General features: G+C 48.9%; 19 protein-coding genes. 7 read left to right on the forward strand and 12 right to left on the reverse strand.

Annotation, left to right across the window (positions count from 1 at the left end; translation table 11 throughout):
- The first annotated feature begins 18 nt into the window (after nt 1-18).
- Complete coding sequence (locus HP570_RS18130; RefSeq protein ID WP_007715787.1) at nt 19-246, forward strand: NifU family protein; 228 nt, start codon at nt 19-21, stop codon at nt 244-246.
- Between the two features lie 51 nt (nt 247-297).
- On the opposite strand, the gene HP570_RS18135 is transcribed toward HP570_RS18130, so the two are convergent.
- The 3 genes from HP570_RS18135 to HP570_RS18145 are packed head-to-tail and all read right to left on the reverse strand — an operon-like array spanning nt 298 to nt 3,216.
- Nucleotides 298-1,218 (reverse strand): alpha/beta hydrolase, encoded by a 921-nt coding sequence (locus HP570_RS18135; RefSeq protein ID WP_173626645.1) that lies wholly within the window; start codon nt 1,216-1,218, stop codon nt 298-300.
- Nucleotides 1,215-2,174 (reverse strand): 2-hydroxyacid dehydrogenase, encoded by a 960-nt coding sequence (locus tag HP570_RS18140; RefSeq protein WP_173626646.1) that lies wholly within the window; start codon nt 2,172-2,174, stop codon nt 1,215-1,217. Before HP570_RS18140 ends, HP570_RS18135 begins: the two co-directional genes overlap by 4 nt.
- Entirely contained in the window at nt 2,131-3,216 is a 1,086-nt protein-coding gene (locus HP570_RS18145; RefSeq protein ID WP_142497085.1) for a protein kinase family protein, read from the reverse strand. Before HP570_RS18145 ends, HP570_RS18140 begins: the two co-directional genes overlap by 44 nt.
- Nucleotides 3,217-3,336: 120 nt before the next feature.
- On the opposite strand from HP570_RS18145, the gene HP570_RS18150 reads away from it, so the two are divergent.
- On the forward strand, nt 3,337-3,852 hold the full coding sequence (locus HP570_RS18150; protein ID WP_173626647.1) for a phosphatidylglycerophosphatase A family protein: 516 nt from the start codon (nt 3,337-3,339) through the stop codon (nt 3,850-3,852).
- On the opposite strand, the gene HP570_RS18155 is transcribed toward HP570_RS18150, so the two are convergent.
- The 4 genes from HP570_RS18155 to hepT all read right to left on the reverse strand — a co-directional run bounded on the left by HP570_RS18155 (nt 3,847) and on the right by hepT (nt 7,537).
- Nucleotides 3,847-4,626: a TIGR01457 family HAD-type hydrolase gene (locus tag HP570_RS18155; RefSeq protein ID WP_173626648.1), complete on the reverse strand. Its 780-nt coding sequence runs from the start codon at nt 4,624-4,626 to the stop codon at nt 3,847-3,849. The genes HP570_RS18150 and HP570_RS18155 overlap by 6 nt on opposite strands.
- Nucleotides 4,627-4,783: 157 nt before the next feature.
- Nucleotides 4,784-6,025, reverse strand: coding sequence for a DUF4073 domain-containing protein (locus HP570_RS18160; RefSeq protein WP_173626649.1), 1,242 nt, complete (start codon nt 6,023-6,025; stop codon nt 4,784-4,786).
- 336 nt (nt 6,026-6,361) lie between these two features.
- Complete coding sequence (locus tag HP570_RS18165) at nt 6,362-6,991, reverse strand: helix-turn-helix transcriptional regulator (protein WP_064201373.1); 630 nt, start codon at nt 6,989-6,991, stop codon at nt 6,362-6,364.
- A gap of 111 nt (nt 6,992-7,102) precedes the next feature.
- Complete coding sequence (gene hepT / locus HP570_RS18170; protein WP_064201372.1) at nt 7,103-7,537, reverse strand: type VII toxin-antitoxin system HepT family RNase toxin; 435 nt, start codon at nt 7,535-7,537, stop codon at nt 7,103-7,105.
- A gap of 395 nt (nt 7,538-7,932) precedes the next feature.
- On the opposite strand from hepT, the gene glpX reads away from it, so the two are divergent.
- From glpX to HP570_RS18185, 3 genes are all read left to right on the forward strand, one after another.
- Nucleotides 7,933-8,907, forward strand: coding sequence for a class II fructose-bisphosphatase (glpX, locus tag HP570_RS18175; protein WP_064201371.1), 975 nt, complete (start codon nt 7,933-7,935; stop codon nt 8,905-8,907).
- Nucleotides 8,908-8,919: 12 nt separating this feature from the next.
- Nucleotides 8,920-9,189 carry a DUF3055 domain-containing protein gene (locus HP570_RS18180; RefSeq protein WP_015893034.1) on the forward strand — a complete coding sequence of 90 codons (270 nt, stop codon included), beginning with the start codon at nt 8,920-8,922 and terminating at the stop codon, nt 9,187-9,189.
- Between the two features lie 153 nt (nt 9,190-9,342).
- A complete protein-coding gene (locus tag HP570_RS18185; RefSeq protein WP_173626514.1) occupies nt 9,343-9,774 on the forward strand; it encodes a hypothetical protein in 432 nt (143 codons plus the stop codon).
- 97 nt (nt 9,775-9,871) lie between these two features.
- Here the strand turns inward: HP570_RS18185 and HP570_RS18190 are convergent, their stop codons facing one another.
- Nucleotides 9,872-10,537: a YutD family protein gene (locus tag HP570_RS18190; protein ID WP_015893036.1), complete on the reverse strand. Its 666-nt coding sequence runs from the start codon at nt 10,535-10,537 to the stop codon at nt 9,872-9,874.
- Nucleotides 10,538-10,616: 79 nt separating this feature from the next.
- On the opposite strand from HP570_RS18190, the gene HP570_RS18195 reads away from it, so the two are divergent.
- Complete coding sequence (locus HP570_RS18195) at nt 10,617-11,579, forward strand: YhcN/YlaJ family sporulation lipoprotein (protein ID WP_173626650.1); 963 nt, start codon at nt 10,617-10,619, stop codon at nt 11,577-11,579.
- Nucleotides 11,580-11,645: 66 nt separating this feature from the next.
- Here HP570_RS18195 and lipA read toward each other — a convergent pair whose 3' ends face one another.
- The 4 genes from lipA to HP570_RS18215 form a co-directional block, all read right to left on the reverse strand.
- Complete coding sequence (lipA, locus tag HP570_RS18200; protein WP_015893038.1) at nt 11,646-12,548, reverse strand: lipoyl synthase; 903 nt, start codon at nt 12,546-12,548, stop codon at nt 11,646-11,648.
- Nucleotides 12,549-12,649: 101 nt separating this feature from the next.
- Nucleotides 12,650-14,845: an ATP-binding protein gene (locus tag HP570_RS18205; RefSeq protein ID WP_173626651.1), complete on the reverse strand. Its 2,196-nt coding sequence runs from the start codon at nt 14,843-14,845 to the stop codon at nt 12,650-12,652.
- Nucleotides 14,842-15,969 carry a metallophosphoesterase family protein gene (locus HP570_RS18210; RefSeq protein WP_173626652.1) on the reverse strand — a complete coding sequence of 376 codons (1,128 nt, stop codon included), beginning with the start codon at nt 15,967-15,969 and terminating at the stop codon, nt 14,842-14,844. The genes HP570_RS18205 and HP570_RS18210 overlap by 4 nt, the downstream gene beginning before the upstream one ends.
- A gap of 136 nt (nt 15,970-16,105) precedes the next feature.
- Complete coding sequence (locus HP570_RS18215) at nt 16,106-16,657, reverse strand: DJ-1/PfpI family protein (protein ID WP_015893041.1); 552 nt, start codon at nt 16,655-16,657, stop codon at nt 16,106-16,108.
- A gap of 206 nt (nt 16,658-16,863) precedes the next feature.
- Between HP570_RS18215 and HP570_RS18220 the strand changes: the two genes are divergently transcribed.
- Nucleotides 16,864-17,871, forward strand: a complete 1,008-nt coding sequence (locus HP570_RS18220) for a M23 family metallopeptidase (RefSeq protein ID WP_015893042.1) — start codon at nt 16,864-16,866, stop codon at nt 17,869-17,871.
- Nucleotides 17,872-17,932: the final 61 nt, after the last annotated feature.

The raw sequence follows: 17,932 nt of genomic DNA on the forward strand, positions 1-17,932 counted from the left end.
GAAAGGAGTGAATGTAACATGGATATCATGGATCAAGTACAAGAAGTTCTCGATAAACTGCGTCCTTACCTGCAACGTGACGGCGGAGACGTACAACTCGTTGATGTAGAAGATGGCATCGTGAAGCTGCGCCTGATGGGTGCTTGCGGTAGCTGCCCTTCCTCTACCATCACCCTGAAAGCAGGAATCGAGCGTGCACTGGTGGAAGAAATCCCAGGCATCAAAGAAGTTCAACAAGTATTCTAATCCAGTCACATCGACATGAAAGCAGCTACAGCAAATGCGTAGCTGCTTTTTTCATTTCCCCTTATTCATTCCTTTTTCCAAAAAGGCAATCATGCGCTTCCCGTACTCCTCAGGAACTAACGCATAGCTACGGACGTGACCCGCTCGCGGTACGATCCAAATCTCGGAATCTTCGTCTTGGGTCAGCTCAAAAAGTCGTTCGCTGTTAACCAGTGGGATCGTCGTATCGCCTGTCCCGTGTATAAAAAGAATCGGCTTATTCGCTTGCTGGACTGCCTGATACGGATTGACGTCTCGCGGGTTGGCTCCTAGTAAAACAGGACACAAGGTAAGGATGAGCCAGTTGAATGGAAATCGGGGCAGGCCCGTCCACTGCGGCAAGTTCTCAGCCAAGTACTCACGTAAGGAATAGAACGGTGAATCTGCTACAATCGCTGTAACGCGTTCATCCACTCCGCCAACCATCAAAGAGGTTGCCGCCCCCATGGAAAATCCGACGAGACCAAGTCTGTGCTCCGGCTTCTTCGCTGCTGCAAAATCGATGGCCCCAAGGAGGTCTTGCTGTTCTCGAAGACCAATCGTAGTCAGTGCTTTGCTGGACTCCCCTGCATTGCGAAAATCGAACATCAATACATCAAACCCAGCCTGAACCAGTCTTGCAGCCAGAGACAACGCTGGCAGATGTGGCTCTAATCTGTTTTGACTATACCCGTGAGCAAAGATCAGCGTACTTCCATTCGAAGCCTGCCCATTTTTTTCTGCCGACACGTACCATCCAGCCAACGAAATCTTTGTTTCTCTGCTCGGAAAAACAACGGGCTCCACCTGTTCAATTCCAAACTCTCGGGGTTCCATGTGAATCGGTTTTCTTACAGGATGCGTCAAGCGCCAGGTTACGTGAAACGAAACGGCTACTGCTGCAATCAAGAGCAGCACGAAGAGTCCCGTAATCAAAACAAAGAACGTGTTCATACGGCAGTCAGTGGTCCCCTTCCACTGAGCACCTCTACGATATTAACAGCAGCCAACCTCGCCATCTCCGCCCTTGTTTGTACAGTTGCACTACCGATATGTGGCAATGCGACTACATTCGGCTGTTGCAAGAGCGGGTTATCCATCGGGACTGGCTCGACCGCAAAAACGTCCAGTCCGGCCGCCCAAATTTTTTTATCTACCAACGCCTGATACAGTGCGGACTCATCGACTGTCCCACCACGAGAAACATTGATGAAAACAGCGGTTTCTTTCATGAGCGAAAACTGTTTTTCCCCCATTAACATGCGTGTGTCCTCTGTCAACGGTGTAAGCAGAACGACGTAATCGGACGCTTGCAGAAGCTCCGCCAAATCAGCATACTGTGCTCCTGTCTCTTGCTCAGCCTGCGGTTTGCGCTTCCGGTTGTGATACAGGATTCGCATGCCAAATCCTTTGGCGCGTCTCGCCACAGCTTCCCCAATTCGCCCCATCCCGATAATCCCTATAGTCGAACCATATACATTTTGCCCAGCCATGAGGGTCGGACTCCACGCTGTCCATTCTCCCTGCAATAAAAATCGGTTGGCTTCCGTCAATCGGCGGCCTGTCGCCATCAATAAAGCGAAAGCCAAATCGGCAGTAGACTCTGTCAGGACATCTGGCGTGTTGGTTACGATGACCTCGTGTCGTCTGCACGCTTCCAAATCGATATTGTCGTAACCGACCGCCATGTTCGCCACGATACGGAGTCGTTTTGTACTCGTCAAAAATTCTTCGTCCACTCGTTCTGTCAGCATAGTCAAGACGGCATCTACATGTTTAATCTTTTCCAGCAATAATTCACGCGGGATCGGCGCATTTTTTGTCCATTGCTCGACCTCGGCTACTTTTTCAAGCATCGCGATCACTTCAGGATTGAGTTTCCTCGTAACGAAAACTTGTTGCTTGATCATCTTTTTTCCTCCACAACCAATCAATTTGTGGAATGGATACGTCATAACGCTCAGCAATGAATAGCGGGTACTTTCGAAGTCCGTCTTCCATTTTGGTTAGCTCGTCTTCCAACTGCGTTTGCCATGCTTGAATGTTGACTTCTTGGCGCTCCTCTACCGGCAACTCCATATAAGTCTCCACGAGCTTCAAAAACCTGCCTGGGTAGAGCATGAGCGCATAAATCACGGCATATTCAGCTGGCAGCAGAGCAGAGACGCTGTTGTAGCCGTCGAGAAAGCTGGACACAGCCTCTTCATTCCAGCCATTTCGCTTTGTCTCGGCTTTGATCCACTGCCCCACATCTCGCGTACGCATATCAAGAACCCAGTTCCATTCGCCTGCCATTAGACGTACATCCTTCTCTTTCCATAGCATATACCCTTGATCAAAATTTTGGTAGGCTACTTTCCCGAGACTAGCAGTTTCCTTCACGACTTTATCGTAACCAGCATCCAACAAATATTGAACGGACAATTCCCCGAGCTGAGTAATGTACGTGAAGCAGGTCAACAAATATTCATCCATTGGCGCGAGCTCTACATTCTCCTCATCCATTGCATCCCGGTACTCATTAAAATTCCGCAGCTTTTTGTGCCACGTGCTCGGCCAGTTGCCAAGTGAACTGTAGGGGATAAACATCTTGTCAGATGAAAAATCACTCGTGGCCAGATGGAACTTTGCGAGCGACTGCCCACCGGCATAATAGGGATTTTCAGGAACCGCCTCTCGCACGCCTCTGTATAAATAGTATAGCTGCTCATCATCAACGATGTGAGCCTGCCCGCTTGTTGTGTTCACCAGCTTTAACAAGCGAATGTTTTGCTGTTGACTCAAATGCTGTTTTACTTTCTCAATAAATTTGCTTTTGTATTTATATCCGGCTGGCGCCTCGAACATGTAGTAAAGGCCTCGATCGGTTTCCAGTACCTTGCTTGCCCCCGTCGTACGATATCCCTGGAGTTCAAAACCGTACTTCTCCTGAAGAAGCTCTTTTTCTTCCATACAGTTGTTCACCCTCCTTGCATACTGCTCTTCTGGCATTGTATGTCGGTAGATCGGGATAGGTGCCTATCTGTATGCAGATACTAGATGCATTCATGCCGAAAAGGAGGAGCGACAAGCATGAGTGAGCATCCACTAAATAGTGAGAGTTGTCTAGATTTCGTTCTTGAGCTGTTGGAAAAACGAGGAGTCAGCATGAACGACATTGCTGAAATTGTCATGTTCCTACAGTCAAAATATATCCCGGACATCACCTTGGACATGTGTCTCGACAGTGTGTCGTCCGTCTTGAAAAAACGCGAAGTCCAAAACGCGTTGCTGACCGGGATTCAGCTCGATATCCTCGCTGAACAAAAGCAGCTGCTTCCCCCGCTCCAGGCGATTATTGAAACAGACGAGCCGCTATACGGCATAGACGAGGTACTCGCCCTCGCCATCGTCAACCTGTACGGAAGCATCGGATTCACCAACTTCGGTTATGTAGACAAGCTGAAGCACGGCAAACTCGCCGATCTCAACGACAAGCGTAATGGTGTCCATACTTTTTTGGACGATCTTGTTGGTGCGGTCGCAGCCGCCGCCTCCAGCCGCATTGCCCACCGCCAGAAGCAGCAGGAAGAATGCCCTGAATCATAGTGAGATTCGCTGCTGCCATTCCGGCAAATCCTCCGCAATATGGGTAGGAGCAGCATGATGCTGTTCTGCTTCTTCGCGCGTGGAATAGCCTGTCAAAACAAGCAAGCTGTCCAAGCCGCTGTTGGCACCTGCCTCAATGTCCGTATATAAATTGTCCCCGACGATCAGCGTGTCAGCCGCAGCAGTACCAAGCTGATCTAGTGCGTACCGGACGATAATGGACTCTGGTTTGCCAATCACGATTGGTTTGGTCGCGGATGCAACGGAGACGGCTGCCACCAGTGAACCATTGCCAGGGAACAGACCAGCATCTGTCGGCAGGGCAGCATCTGCATTTGTAGCGAGAAAAGTTGCTCCTGCACGGATAGCGCGTGCGGCGATCGCCAGCTTTTCATACGTAAAAGCACGATCAATCCCGACTATGACATAAGCCGGATCTTCTTCGGTGATTACATAGCCTGCATCCGTCAGCTGATCATGCAAACCCGCCTCTCCAATCACGTAAACGCGTGTTCCCGCTGGTGCATGCTCTTGTAAATAGGTAGCGGTCGCCATGCTCGTGGTATACACGTCCCGAGCCTGTGCTTCTATGCCCATTGCTACCAGCCGTTCTGCGACGTGCTGTGCAGAGGCTGAAGAATTGTTTGTCAGGAACAAATACGGAATTTGATGAGTTTTCAAGTGGGTGATGAATGCTGCTGCGCCCGGAATCGCTTCTTTTCCCCGATAAATCGTCCCATCCAGATCAAGCAAATAGCCTTTATATGGTTTCACGTTGTTCCATCTCCCATCTGTTGTCGTAAGCCGATTGAACAGGCTCTCCCCTCTTAGTGTAATCCTTCCTCCTTCCTATCGCAAAAAACAGGAAACGGCATCCACCGCTTCCTGCTTTTTGTTTAGGACCCGATCGGCCCTCTTATTCACAATGTCGTTATTTCTTGAATTTGACCATGACTGGCGTGCCGGCTTCCAGGTTCATTTCCCCTTTATGACGGACATACACGTTCTGGTATCCTGGAAATGTCGGTGGATCTTCGGGATCATAATCCTTCCAGTTTTTTTGCTTGCCAACTGCGTACTCCATGTATTCCGTCGCGTTCACAAGCACATTATTCTCATCATCCGCCTGTACATCCGGCGGCAACTGCTCGATTTTTCCATAACGGATGCTGAGCTGCTTAATTACTTTGTCGTGTTGGTAGTCATACGCTTGGATGACGACATCATTACCGTACACCTGCAAGCGCAGTCCTTGCTTGAAAGCTCCTCCATCCGGCGTGACTTTTTCGCCCCCGTCTGGACCTGCTGACATCCATCCCGTTTCAATGCCTGCCGTGTTTACGACGGTAAAGCCGCGTTTGTCTCCGCCTTTGACTTTCTTTTTGCCTGCCCAATCCGGCAGGTTTAGGTCCCAATGGGTGTGGCTCGAAAAGAAAACAACTTGCGGATAGTCTTTCAAGATGTCGAGAAGCTTGTCCACATCCAGGTAATCGTTCGTGTATGGACTTTGTCTGGAGCCCGAGATACTGTCTGGAAGCACATGGTGGGAGAATACAAAAATGGGCTTATTCTTGTCCTTCTTGCTATAACGCTTCAGATTATCTTTCAGCCAATCCAGTTGCTCGTCGCTCATGTAAACTTCATCCCACAATTTTGGATCGTGGTATTTCATGTATTTTTCTGTGCCGAGGAAAAGGAAGGGATATCCATCCATTTCCTTTTGGTGATAGACTTTGTCTTCTCCACTGAATTGGTAAAAGTTATCGAACAGTTCTTCTTCCGTTGTGCCGTTTGGCCATGAACTTTGTGCAAGCGTTTGGGGATTCTTCCACTTCGGCACATAAAACTCATGATTGCCGATGCTGGACCACACGTTTTCGGGATGAGGATTTTTATCGAGCACATCTTGCACGGCTTGATATTCAAAATCGTAACCGCGAGGAGTAATATCACCGTTAATGATCAGCGCTTTGGATTTTGGATTTTCCTCATTGATGTCTTGCAAAACGTGACTAAAATCTCGGAGGTCTCCCTGGATATCACTGATCACGTCAAATGTCATCGTCATCTTTTTCTCAGGAATTTTGTCTTTTGCATGAGCAAAATCAACGACTGGCAGGATTCCACCCAACAAGATGGCAGAAGCAGCTATACTTGATACCATTTTTTTCATTACGGATCTCTCCTCATCTGTTTTCGTCACGACGCCCATCCGTTCTACCAATGTTTTCCTGATATCATTCCACCTTTCTATTGCTTTTCTGTGTGTTTAGTTGCTCTTTTACACCATAAATAGTAAATGTCCAACATAAAGAAAACGTTAAACCAACATTAAGATTGCTAGAATGGAGAAAAAAAGGTACTTAATACCTGCCTGATTATAGAAAAAAGACACAGGACTTTAACTGAATCCTGTGCCTGCATCGTTCTTACGTTCTTATATAGAAAAGCCGGTTGTAAACAAAAGAAAAAATCCACCCGATTCGAGTGGACTGTCGTTATAGCTATTTTATTTCGCTTCCTTGATGTGAAACACGCATTTGTCTCCGCCTTTTGCCATGCACGTGGTTTGCTCCACATTGGCTTTCAAAACCCGACGGAACAAGGAAAGCTCACAGCTACACGCTTGGTTGAATTCACGGGCTACTTGCGAGATTGGGCAATTGAACTCTTGAATCCGATAGCCGTCTCCGTTTTCGTCCTTTTCCCATTCCACCATGTAGCCTTTATCGTTTTGCAGCTCGGCCAACTTGGCTACACGATTTTCCAGGTCGCCTTGCATGTAGGAGCGATAAGTCTCCTCCAAGCGATTCTCGCGGCGTCTAAATAGCATTTCTATTTTGGACAAACCGTCGATTTCCTTTATGTCTTGTAAAAAATCTAATGTCAAATGAGAATAATTGCGCGGGAACAGTTCGTCTGCTTCCTGCGACAATGAATAAACATTCGTTGGGCGTCCCATCGCTTGGCGAACAAGCGTAGACTTGATCAAATTATCTCTCTCCAGGGTGTTCAAATGACGCCGTACCGCCATTTCAGTAATCCCCAGCTCGACGGCCATGTCGCTGACAGGGAGTGAGCCTTTGACCTTGAGCATGTGCAGGATTTGATCACGAGTGGACGTTCCTTCGTTTGTCATACGTATCACCGTCCTTTCTACCTATTGTAGTGGATGAAGACGTTTTAGTAAACAAACGAAAGTCTTTTGTATAAAATATCCGCTACATGGCGATAGACTAAAAACGATTTTTTAAAAAAGTTCTTTTTTCAAGAAGGCTCTTACCTGTGGCTCAAACTGACGAATAGTACTGGTCGCTTCTTCTACCAGGCTGTACATCTCATTGATCGGCACACTTGTATAATCATTGACCAGATGCTTGCGGAAATCAGTTACACGTGTCAGGATCAAAGCCTGTTCATCCGTGATAACTTGCTCATCCCGCAAAATTTCCACGATGTCGCTGTAGCTTCCTGGATCTCGCATAATGAATCCGTCGATCAGCGCATTTCCCACATCCACTATTCCTTCGATAGACAAGTGCAGGGCTCGCTCCATCGCAGCAACAGCTACTTCATCTGCCAAAACCTCTTTGGCTCCTCGTTCACTGAGCTTGTCCAACAGATCCAGCATACGAGACATATGTTCCAATACTTGGTCGATTCGTTTTGTATTCACGTCGTACATATATTTCTCCTTACTTTCGCTTTTTTGATTTGCGTTTTGAGTAGTAAACAGTAAACACAAATGTTAGCACCAGGACGAGAAGCACCAATTCCCCTTCCTGCAAATAGGAATTGCTCACCGGTTTCACCTCTTTTCATCCCTCAGTATACCAAATTTGTACGACCTGTCACGAATCGTGTTCGTCTTTTGATCACGTAGTTGTACCGGGGGATTATTCGACATCGAAAGTGGCGTTCACCTTTCAAAGTCCGGTGCTCATGTAGATCCCCTACACTCCGCTCCTCCTTTTCAGGTTCTCGCCACTTTCTCGGTGCTGAAAAGACGAATCAGTGATAACTTTATGTTACAATGATGGGGTGAATTTTTGTCGGCAAGCATAAGGGGAGGAACACACTGTGGAACGCGAATTGGCACTGGAAATTGTGCGGGTAACGGAAATGGCTGCACTCGCCTCTTCTCACTGGATGGGACGCGGGAAAAAGAATGAAGCAGATGGAGCAGCGACCAGCGCCATGCGCGCCATGTTTGACACGATCAACATGAGGGGTACCGTCGTTATTGGCGAAGGTGAACTGGATGAGGCCCCCATGCTCTATATCGGTGAAAAGCTCGGTAACCAGGAAGCAGACGGGCCTGAGGTAGATGTGGCGGTTGACCCGCTAGAAGGAACGACGATTGTCGCGAAGGGTCACAACAATGCCATGTCTGTTATCGCCATCGGAGACCGTGGCACCCTGTTGCATGCACCAGACATGTACATGATGAAAATGGCCGTCGGCAAACGTGCTGCCGGACAAATCAACCTTTACGATCCCGTGGATAAAATGATAGAGGTTGTAGCAAAAGCAAACAACAAGCGCGTACAAGATGTGACGGTCATTATTCAGGAACGTGACCGCCATCAGGCGATAATTGACGCCATTCGTGAAAAGGGTGCGCGCGTCAAGCTTTTTGGAGATGGCGATGTGGGTGCAGCGATTGCTGCCTGTCTGCCGCATACAGGGATTGACCTGTTCTTGGGAATCGGTGGTGCGCCAGAGGGCGTAATCAGTGCCGCAGCGATCAAGTGCCTGGGTGGCGACATGCAAGCCCAGCTCAAGCCACAAAACGACAGTGAACGCGAGCGTTGCATCAAAATGGGGCTCGATAATCCGGAGCAGCTCTTGACGCTAAACGATCTGGTCAAAGGGGACGACGCCATTTTTGCGGCAACAGGTGTTTCTGATGGAGAGCTGTTGCAAGGTGTACGCTACCTCGGCGATGATATGGTGGAAACTCATTCGATCGTCATGCGTGCCAAAACCAAAACCATTCGCTTTGTCCGTGCTGTACACAATACCGAACACAAACCAAATCTTTTATGGAAGTAGAGGGACACTTACATGGCAAATGATTTGTTCTACTTGTACGACGAAGCCGAGGATACTCGTACGCGCTTTGTTAGCTTCACGGGCGAAGCTACGCGTTTTGACCTCGCGATTACAACGACCAACCGTTTTTATGGGAAGGCGATTGTCATCAACATTCAAAATGGACGCTCCGCTATTATTGGACATGATGATCTGGAAGAAGAAGGCTATCTGGAATTCGCGTTCAACTTGAATGAGAGTGAAGCCGAAGAATTGAAAGCATTTTTGGAAGCAGCCATTTAATTCACCAAAGGAAGAGCCATTGCGGGCTCTTCCTTTTTTTATTGATTACCTCCGCCCATTTCCTGCTGGACAATGCTCCTTACAGGCGTATGCCTCGTATACTGCTACTGCACAGATGCACAGACAGATAACGAGAGGAGTGCGAATCGCATCATGCAATCTTATCCATACGACCAAAGCTCTTATGACCAAAGTTCTTATGACCAAAACCAATACGATCAAGTCCAATATGATCAAAACGAATACGATCAAAACCAATTTGCTCCTGCACAATATGACCAGCCACCTTATTACTCTTCAGGCCAGGATTTTCAATACATCCCAGAAGATCAGGCTCACCCAGTCTTTTTCCGTAGAAGACGAGGTCCTGAGGTCGTTGTCGTCCCACAGCCATATCCTTGGTGGGGATGCAATACTTGCTGGCCTGGTTATTGGCCTACATGGGGCTGGCCTGGTTGGGGTCCCGGTGGTTTTGGTGGACCCGGTGGCTTCGGTGGACCTGGTGGTTTCGGTGGACCCGGCGGTTTCGGTGGACCCGGTGGTTTCGGTGGACCCGGTGGTTTCGGTGGACCCGGTGGTTTTTGAAGCCCTAATGGTTTTGGCTGAGGTTATTCGATCGCAAAACGAAAAGAGCCCTGACATCCAGGGCTCTTTTTTATGCTTCGGTTATTCTGATTCATTTTTAGGACTCACGCTTTGGTGTATTTGGTCCTGTTGGGACTTTATCGCGTTCGCGATTGGGTTTGAATTGATTGGGACGGCGCTCTCGTGAGTTGGAGTCCTTGCCATTTTTATCAGGGCGATCCTTTTGGAACTTTGGCTTCTCCCCACGTTCGTTTCTCCCTGCCCCATTGCGATCGGCGCCAGCATTGTTCTGGCGATCCTGTTTATTTTGACGCGGGTGATAACGTCTACGTTCTTTTCGTTCTACATAAGGCGAAGAGCCACCCTCTTCACGAGGAATGTCCTGACGAATATCAATGATGGCATCAAAACCAGCTTCGTCTTGCCCGCTTTGGTCATCACTGTTGCCAACGTTTGCTTTTACCTTGCGCAAAACGAAGTACGGACAACCAAAATTGCAGAACTCATGCAGGTACTCATCCAAAGCGGCGATCCGCTGCTCGAACGGTACTTTGCGATTAGCGTCAATATAAAACCCACGAAGACGAAGCTGACCATAGCCCCAGTCCCCTACAATATAATCGTACTTGTCGAGGATGTCGCTATAGCGCTCCTTGAACGCCTCAAGGTTCCAGCCGTCTCGATTTACTTCCATGACTTCATAAGTACCGGCTTGCGTGCGAATCAAACTCGCTTCCTCCTTACGCATGTATACTACGTCCATCTTATCATATTTCACGCAGCATGAGCTAAATTTCCCACGATAACTGACCTGTGCCTTTGGACATTCTATCGTGTAGGGGGTGTTACCATTGAAAAAGACATGGTTGTATCCTGCAATTGCAGGTATTGTGCTGTTGGCTTCTGGTTGTGCAAATAATGCTGCGCCTAATTACACGCATCCGAACAAGACGATGTCGAACCAGTCTGCTCCGCACGTCCGAAATTTTGATGGAGTGCACGTCCGTAACTACGATGGCATGCGCTCGACGAACATTGACGGGTATCATCATACCCGTAATTACACTGGTGCTGGCACCACTAGTCTCGACGGGCTCCACGTCCGCAACTACGACGGCACTCGTGATGGACTTCATGTTCGCAATGGCATGGGACTGACCAACAATGCTGGGAATAACTATGGTGCATATCCAAATGGTACTTACCCACATGTAAACAACTACAACGCCTACACGAGTGGAATGAGACCGTACAATGCCTTTACGGATCATAAAGCTGGTATGGGTACAACGGGTGTTTACAATGCGCCAACTGGTACAAACCATTCCATTTACCAGCAGCATGGTACAAACCGCGGTGGAGCAGGTGTCATGCAAACTGGAATGCCACACATGGGCTATGTGCAGACTGACCGTCAGCATATGAGAACTGCCAGTGTAACAAACGTCTATGTAGACCGTGAAGCATTGGCAAAAGCTGTAGGGAATGTCACTGCTAGCTGCCCTGGCGTACAGCGTTCTACCGTCTTGGTAACGGACAAAGAAGTTTTTGTAGGCTTGCATACACAAGGAGCAGATGCGCGCACAGCGAAAAAACAGGCAAGAATGAACGCCGAATCGGTTTCACCACGCTATTACAAAGTGTATGTCACCGATAATCCGAATGACATTCAAGAAATCGCTCGTGTAGCAAGTCGCTCCAGCAATGTGAGTACAGCGCGTACAGAAGATGCGAGAAGCATTGACACGCTCGTCAAGCGTATGGGTGGAACATCCCATAACGTGAAGACAACAACCAGCCGCTAAAAGCCTCTCCCCCAAGTAGTGAAAAACCCCCTCAACGCTCTAATGGGCGGTTGAGGGGGTTACTTATTATTGCGCTTTCGGCATGGATTCTTTCGCAATCGTTTCCTTCGCGGCACTCGCCTGCTCGTGAGCGTGATACGAACTGCGCACCAATGGCCCTGATTCTACGTGGCTAAAACCACGGTTCATGCCTTCATCCTTCAAGCGAGCAAATTCATCTGGATGGTAAAACTTTTCTACTTTCAAATGCTTCTTGGTCGGTTGCAAATACTGACCAATCGTCATGATGTTGACGTCGACAGAACGCAGGTCATCCATCGTTTCGATGATTTCCTCCATCGTCTCGCCTACACCAATCATCAGACTGGACTTCGTCGGAATGCTCGGCTGGAATTCCTTCGCCTTTTTCAACAGTTCCAGCGTCCGATCGTATTTGGCTCTTGCCCGTACACGATCTGACATCCGGCGAACCGCCTCAATGTTGTGGTTGAGTACGTCAGGCTTTGCGTCCATGACCACTTTTAACGCATCCCAGTTCCCCATAAAATCGGGAATCAATACTTCTACGGAAGCAAACGGCAGTCGACGACGAATCGCACGAATCGTATCGGCAAAAATCTGTGCGCCTCCATCTGCCAAATCATCACGAGCAACGGAAGTAACAACGACATGCTTCAAACGCATTTGTTCAGCTGCTTCTGCTACACGTTCCGGTTCAGCTGTATCCAGCTCCGTCGGTAACCCCGTTTTTACTGCACAAAACCGACAGGCACGGGTACATATATCACCCAAAATCATGAAAGTTGCTGTACCGCTTGCCCAGCATTCATGAATGTTGGGGCATTTTGCTTCTTCACAAACGGTATGTAGCGTCTTCGTGCGCATGGTTTGCTTAAGCTCTTTAAAGCTGGCTAGTTCTGATCCTGAAACAAGGTTGATCTTGAGCCACTCCGGCTTGCGTTGCGTCATAGGGCTCACTCCTCATGTGACATCATGGTACAAGACAATAACAATTTCCATTATAGAGGTTGGATTTCGGAGGGGCAACCTCTTTCCTGCCCCGGAAACAATTACCCGATTCGGTGAACGGCATGGCGCTCCTCTTGACGAAGCAATGGCGCAAGCATGCGCAGCTCTCGCTCATGACAGGTGAAGAGAAACACTTGATGTTCTTGTGCCAGCATGGTGACATAGTCAAGCGTTCGACGAAGCCGTTCTTCATCATAATGGACAAAATGATCATCGAAAAAGAGAGGCAATGGCTCCGCCTGCTTGGCATGATGCATCAAGGCTAAACGCTGGGCAAGGTAAAGCTGATCGATAGTCCCAGTAGAGCATTGGTCCTGCTCGAGTACTATTTGTTTGGTCGGCGCAAGCAAACGAACGGCAAATCCGTCACGGGGATCGAGTCTGACATCTCGATACGCTCCCCCTGTAATATGCTCGATGATCTCCGAAGCCTGCTGATTCACAGCGGGTGTGCTATCTCGCCGCCATTCCCCTACTGCCTCCTGCAGCATTTCCCGAGCCAGCTGAAGGGCATCTCGCTTATTTTGCAGCTGACGAAGTGCTGCCTGCGCTTCCTCAAGCTCATCCGTTGCGCGAGATAATGACAGGCTCTCGTGAACCGCCATCTCCCCACTTCCTCTTGCCATTTGTTCCCGCAGCTCCTGCAGCCTATCCTCAATCCCTGCCATCTCGATGCGTAATTTGCCTTGCTCGGTTTCAAGCGCGTTTTTTTCCTGATCCAGCAAGTTGCGAAGTGCCTCACCCCAGCTTGCAGACAGATCAGCTTCCTGCTTCGTTTTCGCCATTTCCGATAGAAGCTGCTCAGATTGTTGCTTGTTTGTGCTTTTCAGTAGCCCTTCCCGTCTTTCCAAAAATGTATCCCAATTACTCGCCCCCCATCTCTGAACGAGTGTGGTGACCTCAGCATCGATGGAAGCGATCTCTTCTTGTACCCTTTGACTATCCTGTACCGCATCTTGATCTGCTGTTTGTTTGACTCCGCCCGTACTCCCGCCTACTCGCAGCAAGAAAACCCCAAAACCAAACAGCAACAAAGCGACAGTCGCAGAAATCCCTCCCAGAATGGAATGTCCACTTACAAAGCCGATTAACCCGAGAACAGACAATATCCCTGCGCCGCCCCACATAAGGGCAGCTCCCCGTCTCCTTTTTGCCTGATTGCCTTGTCGGGTGCTGCGTGATGCTGATCTTCGCGGACTTGTAGAAAGGGCGGACACCGCCAATGTCGCCAAACGAATATGCAGTGCTTCTCGCTGTTTGAGCAATTGTGTTCCTTTTTCATAATCGTGCTGCAAGGGGATAAGCTGGTCATCCATCTGTTGTACGGCTACCGTCGGCATGTTTACTTGAGTGAGACCTCGTCTTGCCTCTTGATGAATGGCCAATTCACCCTCTGAATGAGCTGTTTGCTCCCACCACTCCCAGTCTTGTTGACTGACAGGAGCATGGCTTCGTTGCCAGCGTTCCTGCAACACTTTTGCTTGTCCAAACGAACGCTCCAGATGCTGCTGCAATCGGCTTTTCCGCAGTTCTAATTGCTGACATTCTTCTTTCGCTTCCGCTATTTGCAGCGTCAGTTGGCTGATTGTTCGCCAAGCTACCTTTGCGTTTTCTTTCTCCTGCTCTTTTTGCGCCACCTTTGTAGCGGCTTTTCCCAAAAGTGTATTTTCGGCCCGTTCTTTTTTACCGATGAGGGCAACCTCTCGATCCAGCTCCGCCAAAATTTGTTGGACAGCCGGATTGGCTTCTTCCGCAGTCGTAAAAGTCGGAATCAAATGCTCAGCCGCTTGAAGCGGTTCCCTTCTGATCCACGTCAAATCCGTAAATAGACTGCGTGTAAGGCCAGTATGTTTTTCGATAAAATTCCGTTCCTTGCGCCTGTCTTCCAAATAAAGCTCAGTCAGCTCCGTCCATTCGGGGTCCAAAAAGAGGCGTGCCTCCTCCCGTTCCTTCGTCAATTGACGGTGCAGACGATAGGTTTTGCCCGCTAATTTGTACGTAATAATCGTTTCATATGAGCCACTCTGCCACGGACGGTACTTTTCATATTCAGGCAAGTATCGCGCCGTTTTGACGTAATCGCGTTTCATTCCATACAAGGCAGCGAAAATACCTTGTAGGATGGTTGATTTTCCTGACTCATTGGGGGCATAAAACAGATTGATGCCTGGAGTAAAACGAAAGGAAGCATCCTGCCATTTTCCGAAGCTCCCCAGCACTAACTCCTCTATTTTCATCGAATGGTCCCTCCAATCCGCGCCAAAGCCTCTTGTTTGGCTAGCCTGACGATTTCTCGCTCGTCCTCATTTTGTGCACGGGACTCCGCCTCTGCCAGTTTGGAAAGCCATCTCCCCCAGACGCCACCATCTGCGATCAGCTTGTCCTCATCCACATCAGGCCAGGTCTGGTCTGTCAGCTGCAACAAAAAAAATCGGGAAAATCGCTGTTGAAGGACGGACAAGGGAGGTTGAAAATGGGCTGCTCGCTCCCCTATCAGCGTGATGTACATCATATCGGAATCGTTTTCCTCTATGAGTTGCTGCTCCATTCGATCAATGAGCTGCTCAGTTGTTTCGACTCCATTCGCTTTGATGTCCAGCTTTTGAATTTTGCGTGACTGGACAGGAATCGCCGTGAGCTGCAACCTACCATCATGATCCAGCTCTCCATACAAAACATGTCGTTCTCCCGCTTCTTTGCTCGTCAATCCTTCTGGAGAGCCTGGGTAAGCTGCGAACGGTTGTTTTTTGACAGGATGCATGAATGATTCCGGCTTGTGAATGTGTCCCATCGCAACATAATCCATGCCCGTCTGTACAAGCTGCTGCAAGGTGACAGGCGCATACGGATGATGCTCTCCTTCTCCTGAATTGGAAAGCACACTTGCATGTAGAACCATCAGATGATGGGTATACCCTTCCAATTTTCCTGGAAATGTATCGAGTGGCGACTCGTACACATGTGGCTGCCCGAAGCCCCAGCCGTAAATCACGCACGACTTTTCGGGAAATTCATAGACCCCCCACTCGGATGTAAACCAGTAGACGTTCCCCGGCCATTCCAATGTTTGATAAAACGAATCCGCTCTCCACGGATCGTGATTGCCAGGTGCGATCACGATAGGGATTGGTGCGATGCTAGCAAAAAGATCACGTAAAAACAAAGCAGTGGATCGTCTTCCCCCGTGGTATTCCAGCAAATCTCCAGCAATGAGCCAGAAGTCTGCTTCCTTTTCCTGAACGAGGTCACGGATTCTTTTCATCGTTTGACGAAAATCATCCTGACGCAGCTCGTAGCGCTCCCCCAACATTTGAAGCGGCGCATCCAGATGGACATCCGCTGTATGAATAAATGACAGCACGATTATTTCCACTCCTCACATGAAACAGACGAACATATTTTCCCTTTATGATACAGAGGAAAAGGCTGGATGAAAAGCATTGTCAGAACGAAAAAAACTTCCGCCAGCAATGACGGAAGTTTGGGGAACTGGTTGTTTACTTGAGCAAATGGAGGAATTCACGCATGAAGCCTGGCAAGTCTGGCCAAGCATGTCCGGAAACAAGATTACCATCGACATGGAGCGTTTCCGTTTGGTAGATCGCTCCACACGCTTCTACATCGGGTCTGCAAGCCTGGTACGCTGTGATTTCACGACCGGCTAAGTGCTCGCGAACAATCGTCAATACTTGGGAGCCATGGCAGATGGCTGCGACTGGCTTGTTCGTCTCGAAGAAGTGCGCGACAATCGGCTTCAAGTGTTCATTGAGCCTGATATGCTCTGGTGCTCGTCCTCCCGGAATAATCAAAGCGTCAAACGCCTCAGGATTAATGTCCGAAAAGGCAACATGGGCGGGAAGCTGATAAGCTGGCTTTTCTGTGTATGTCTCACTGTGTGCTTCGAAATCATGGCAAACGGTGTGCAGGGTTTTCACGCTGGGCGCTGCAATGACCGTTTCATACCCTTCTTCCAAGCAGCGGTAATACGGATAGAAAACCTCCAGTGCCTCTACAGCGTCGCCTGTTACAATCAACACTTTTTTGCTCATCACACAGCCTCCTCATGACGATTTTTAAGGAATACACTCCTCCAGATTTCAATTCTTTGACGATAGGGTGTGCTCCTGCCTCTTTTACCGCAAATTTACAAAACTTTCCTCGGTAACAACCAAAAGCCCTTCCAAAAGTATCTTGGATAATTCACTCCAACTGGCAGAAACTACAACAAAAGACTACGAGGCAGGAGGGAGACGGCATGCGAGTTTTCCGCCTAATCATTCAGATCAGCTTGTGCGTGGTTGCAGCTATTTCTCCACTAGAATCCGCCGCCGGAATCGCTCCGTCCGCCAAAGAGCAAGACCCGGTTCTTCAAGAACGCCTGCAAGTTTTTTTGCGCTTGGAATCGATGTATGGCATTCCGTGGAATTATTTAGCAGCAATTGATCAATACGAGCGTACCATGAAAATACGCCGAAAGAAGCAGGAGCAGGAAAACGTTTCGCGGCTAACAGCTGTGGACATCCCAAGTGATCGTTGGGCAGGAGCGTTCAATCCTGACGCGGAGGATACGAATCCGGTATCTATCCAATTTTTTCAAGGGATTGGCATGGATGGGGATGGCGATGGTGTCGCAGATCGTCACAACGATCTCGATGCACTCACTACTTTCATACATTACCTATCCCAGTACGGCTTCTCCCACGAAGATTGGCAAATCGGTCTCTGGTCGTACTATCAGCGGGATCGTTCCGTGAAGACGATCAGGCAGTTCGCGCAGGTGTATGCAAAGTATCAACACCTGGACCTAGATGAGCGGCATTTTCCTATCCCCGCCAGGTACGATTACAGCTACCGCAGTACATGGGGAGCGCCACGCGGCTGGGGTGGTCGTCGCATCCACGAGGGGACAGATATTTTTGCGAGTCACGGTACCCCTGTCCTCAGCACAGCGTACGGAGTCATCGAAGTAATCGGCTGGAATAGATTTGGCGGATGGCGAATCGGCATGCGTGACATGGGCAATGTGTATCATTACTTTGCACATCTGTCCTCGTTTAAAAAGGGGTTGAAGCCAGGTGACATCGTGGAGCCAGGAGAAGTCCTCGGATATATTGGCAGCTCTGGTTATGGGAAACCCGGTACTTCCGGCAAATTCCCTCCCCATCTGCATTACGGTATGTACCGGGAGACAGGTGGCGCAGATTGGTCATTTGATCCTTATCCGTATTTACGACGATGGGAACGGCAAAAGAAGCGGCAATGAAGCCGCTTCTTTTTTATGGGTTGCTCTTTTCATTGACAGACATCATCCGTAAAAATACAAT

This window comes from Brevibacillus sp. RS1.1 (assembly GCF_013284365.1).
Taxonomy (GTDB): Bacteria; Bacillota; Bacilli; order Brevibacillales; family Brevibacillaceae; genus Brevibacillus; species Brevibacillus brevis_D.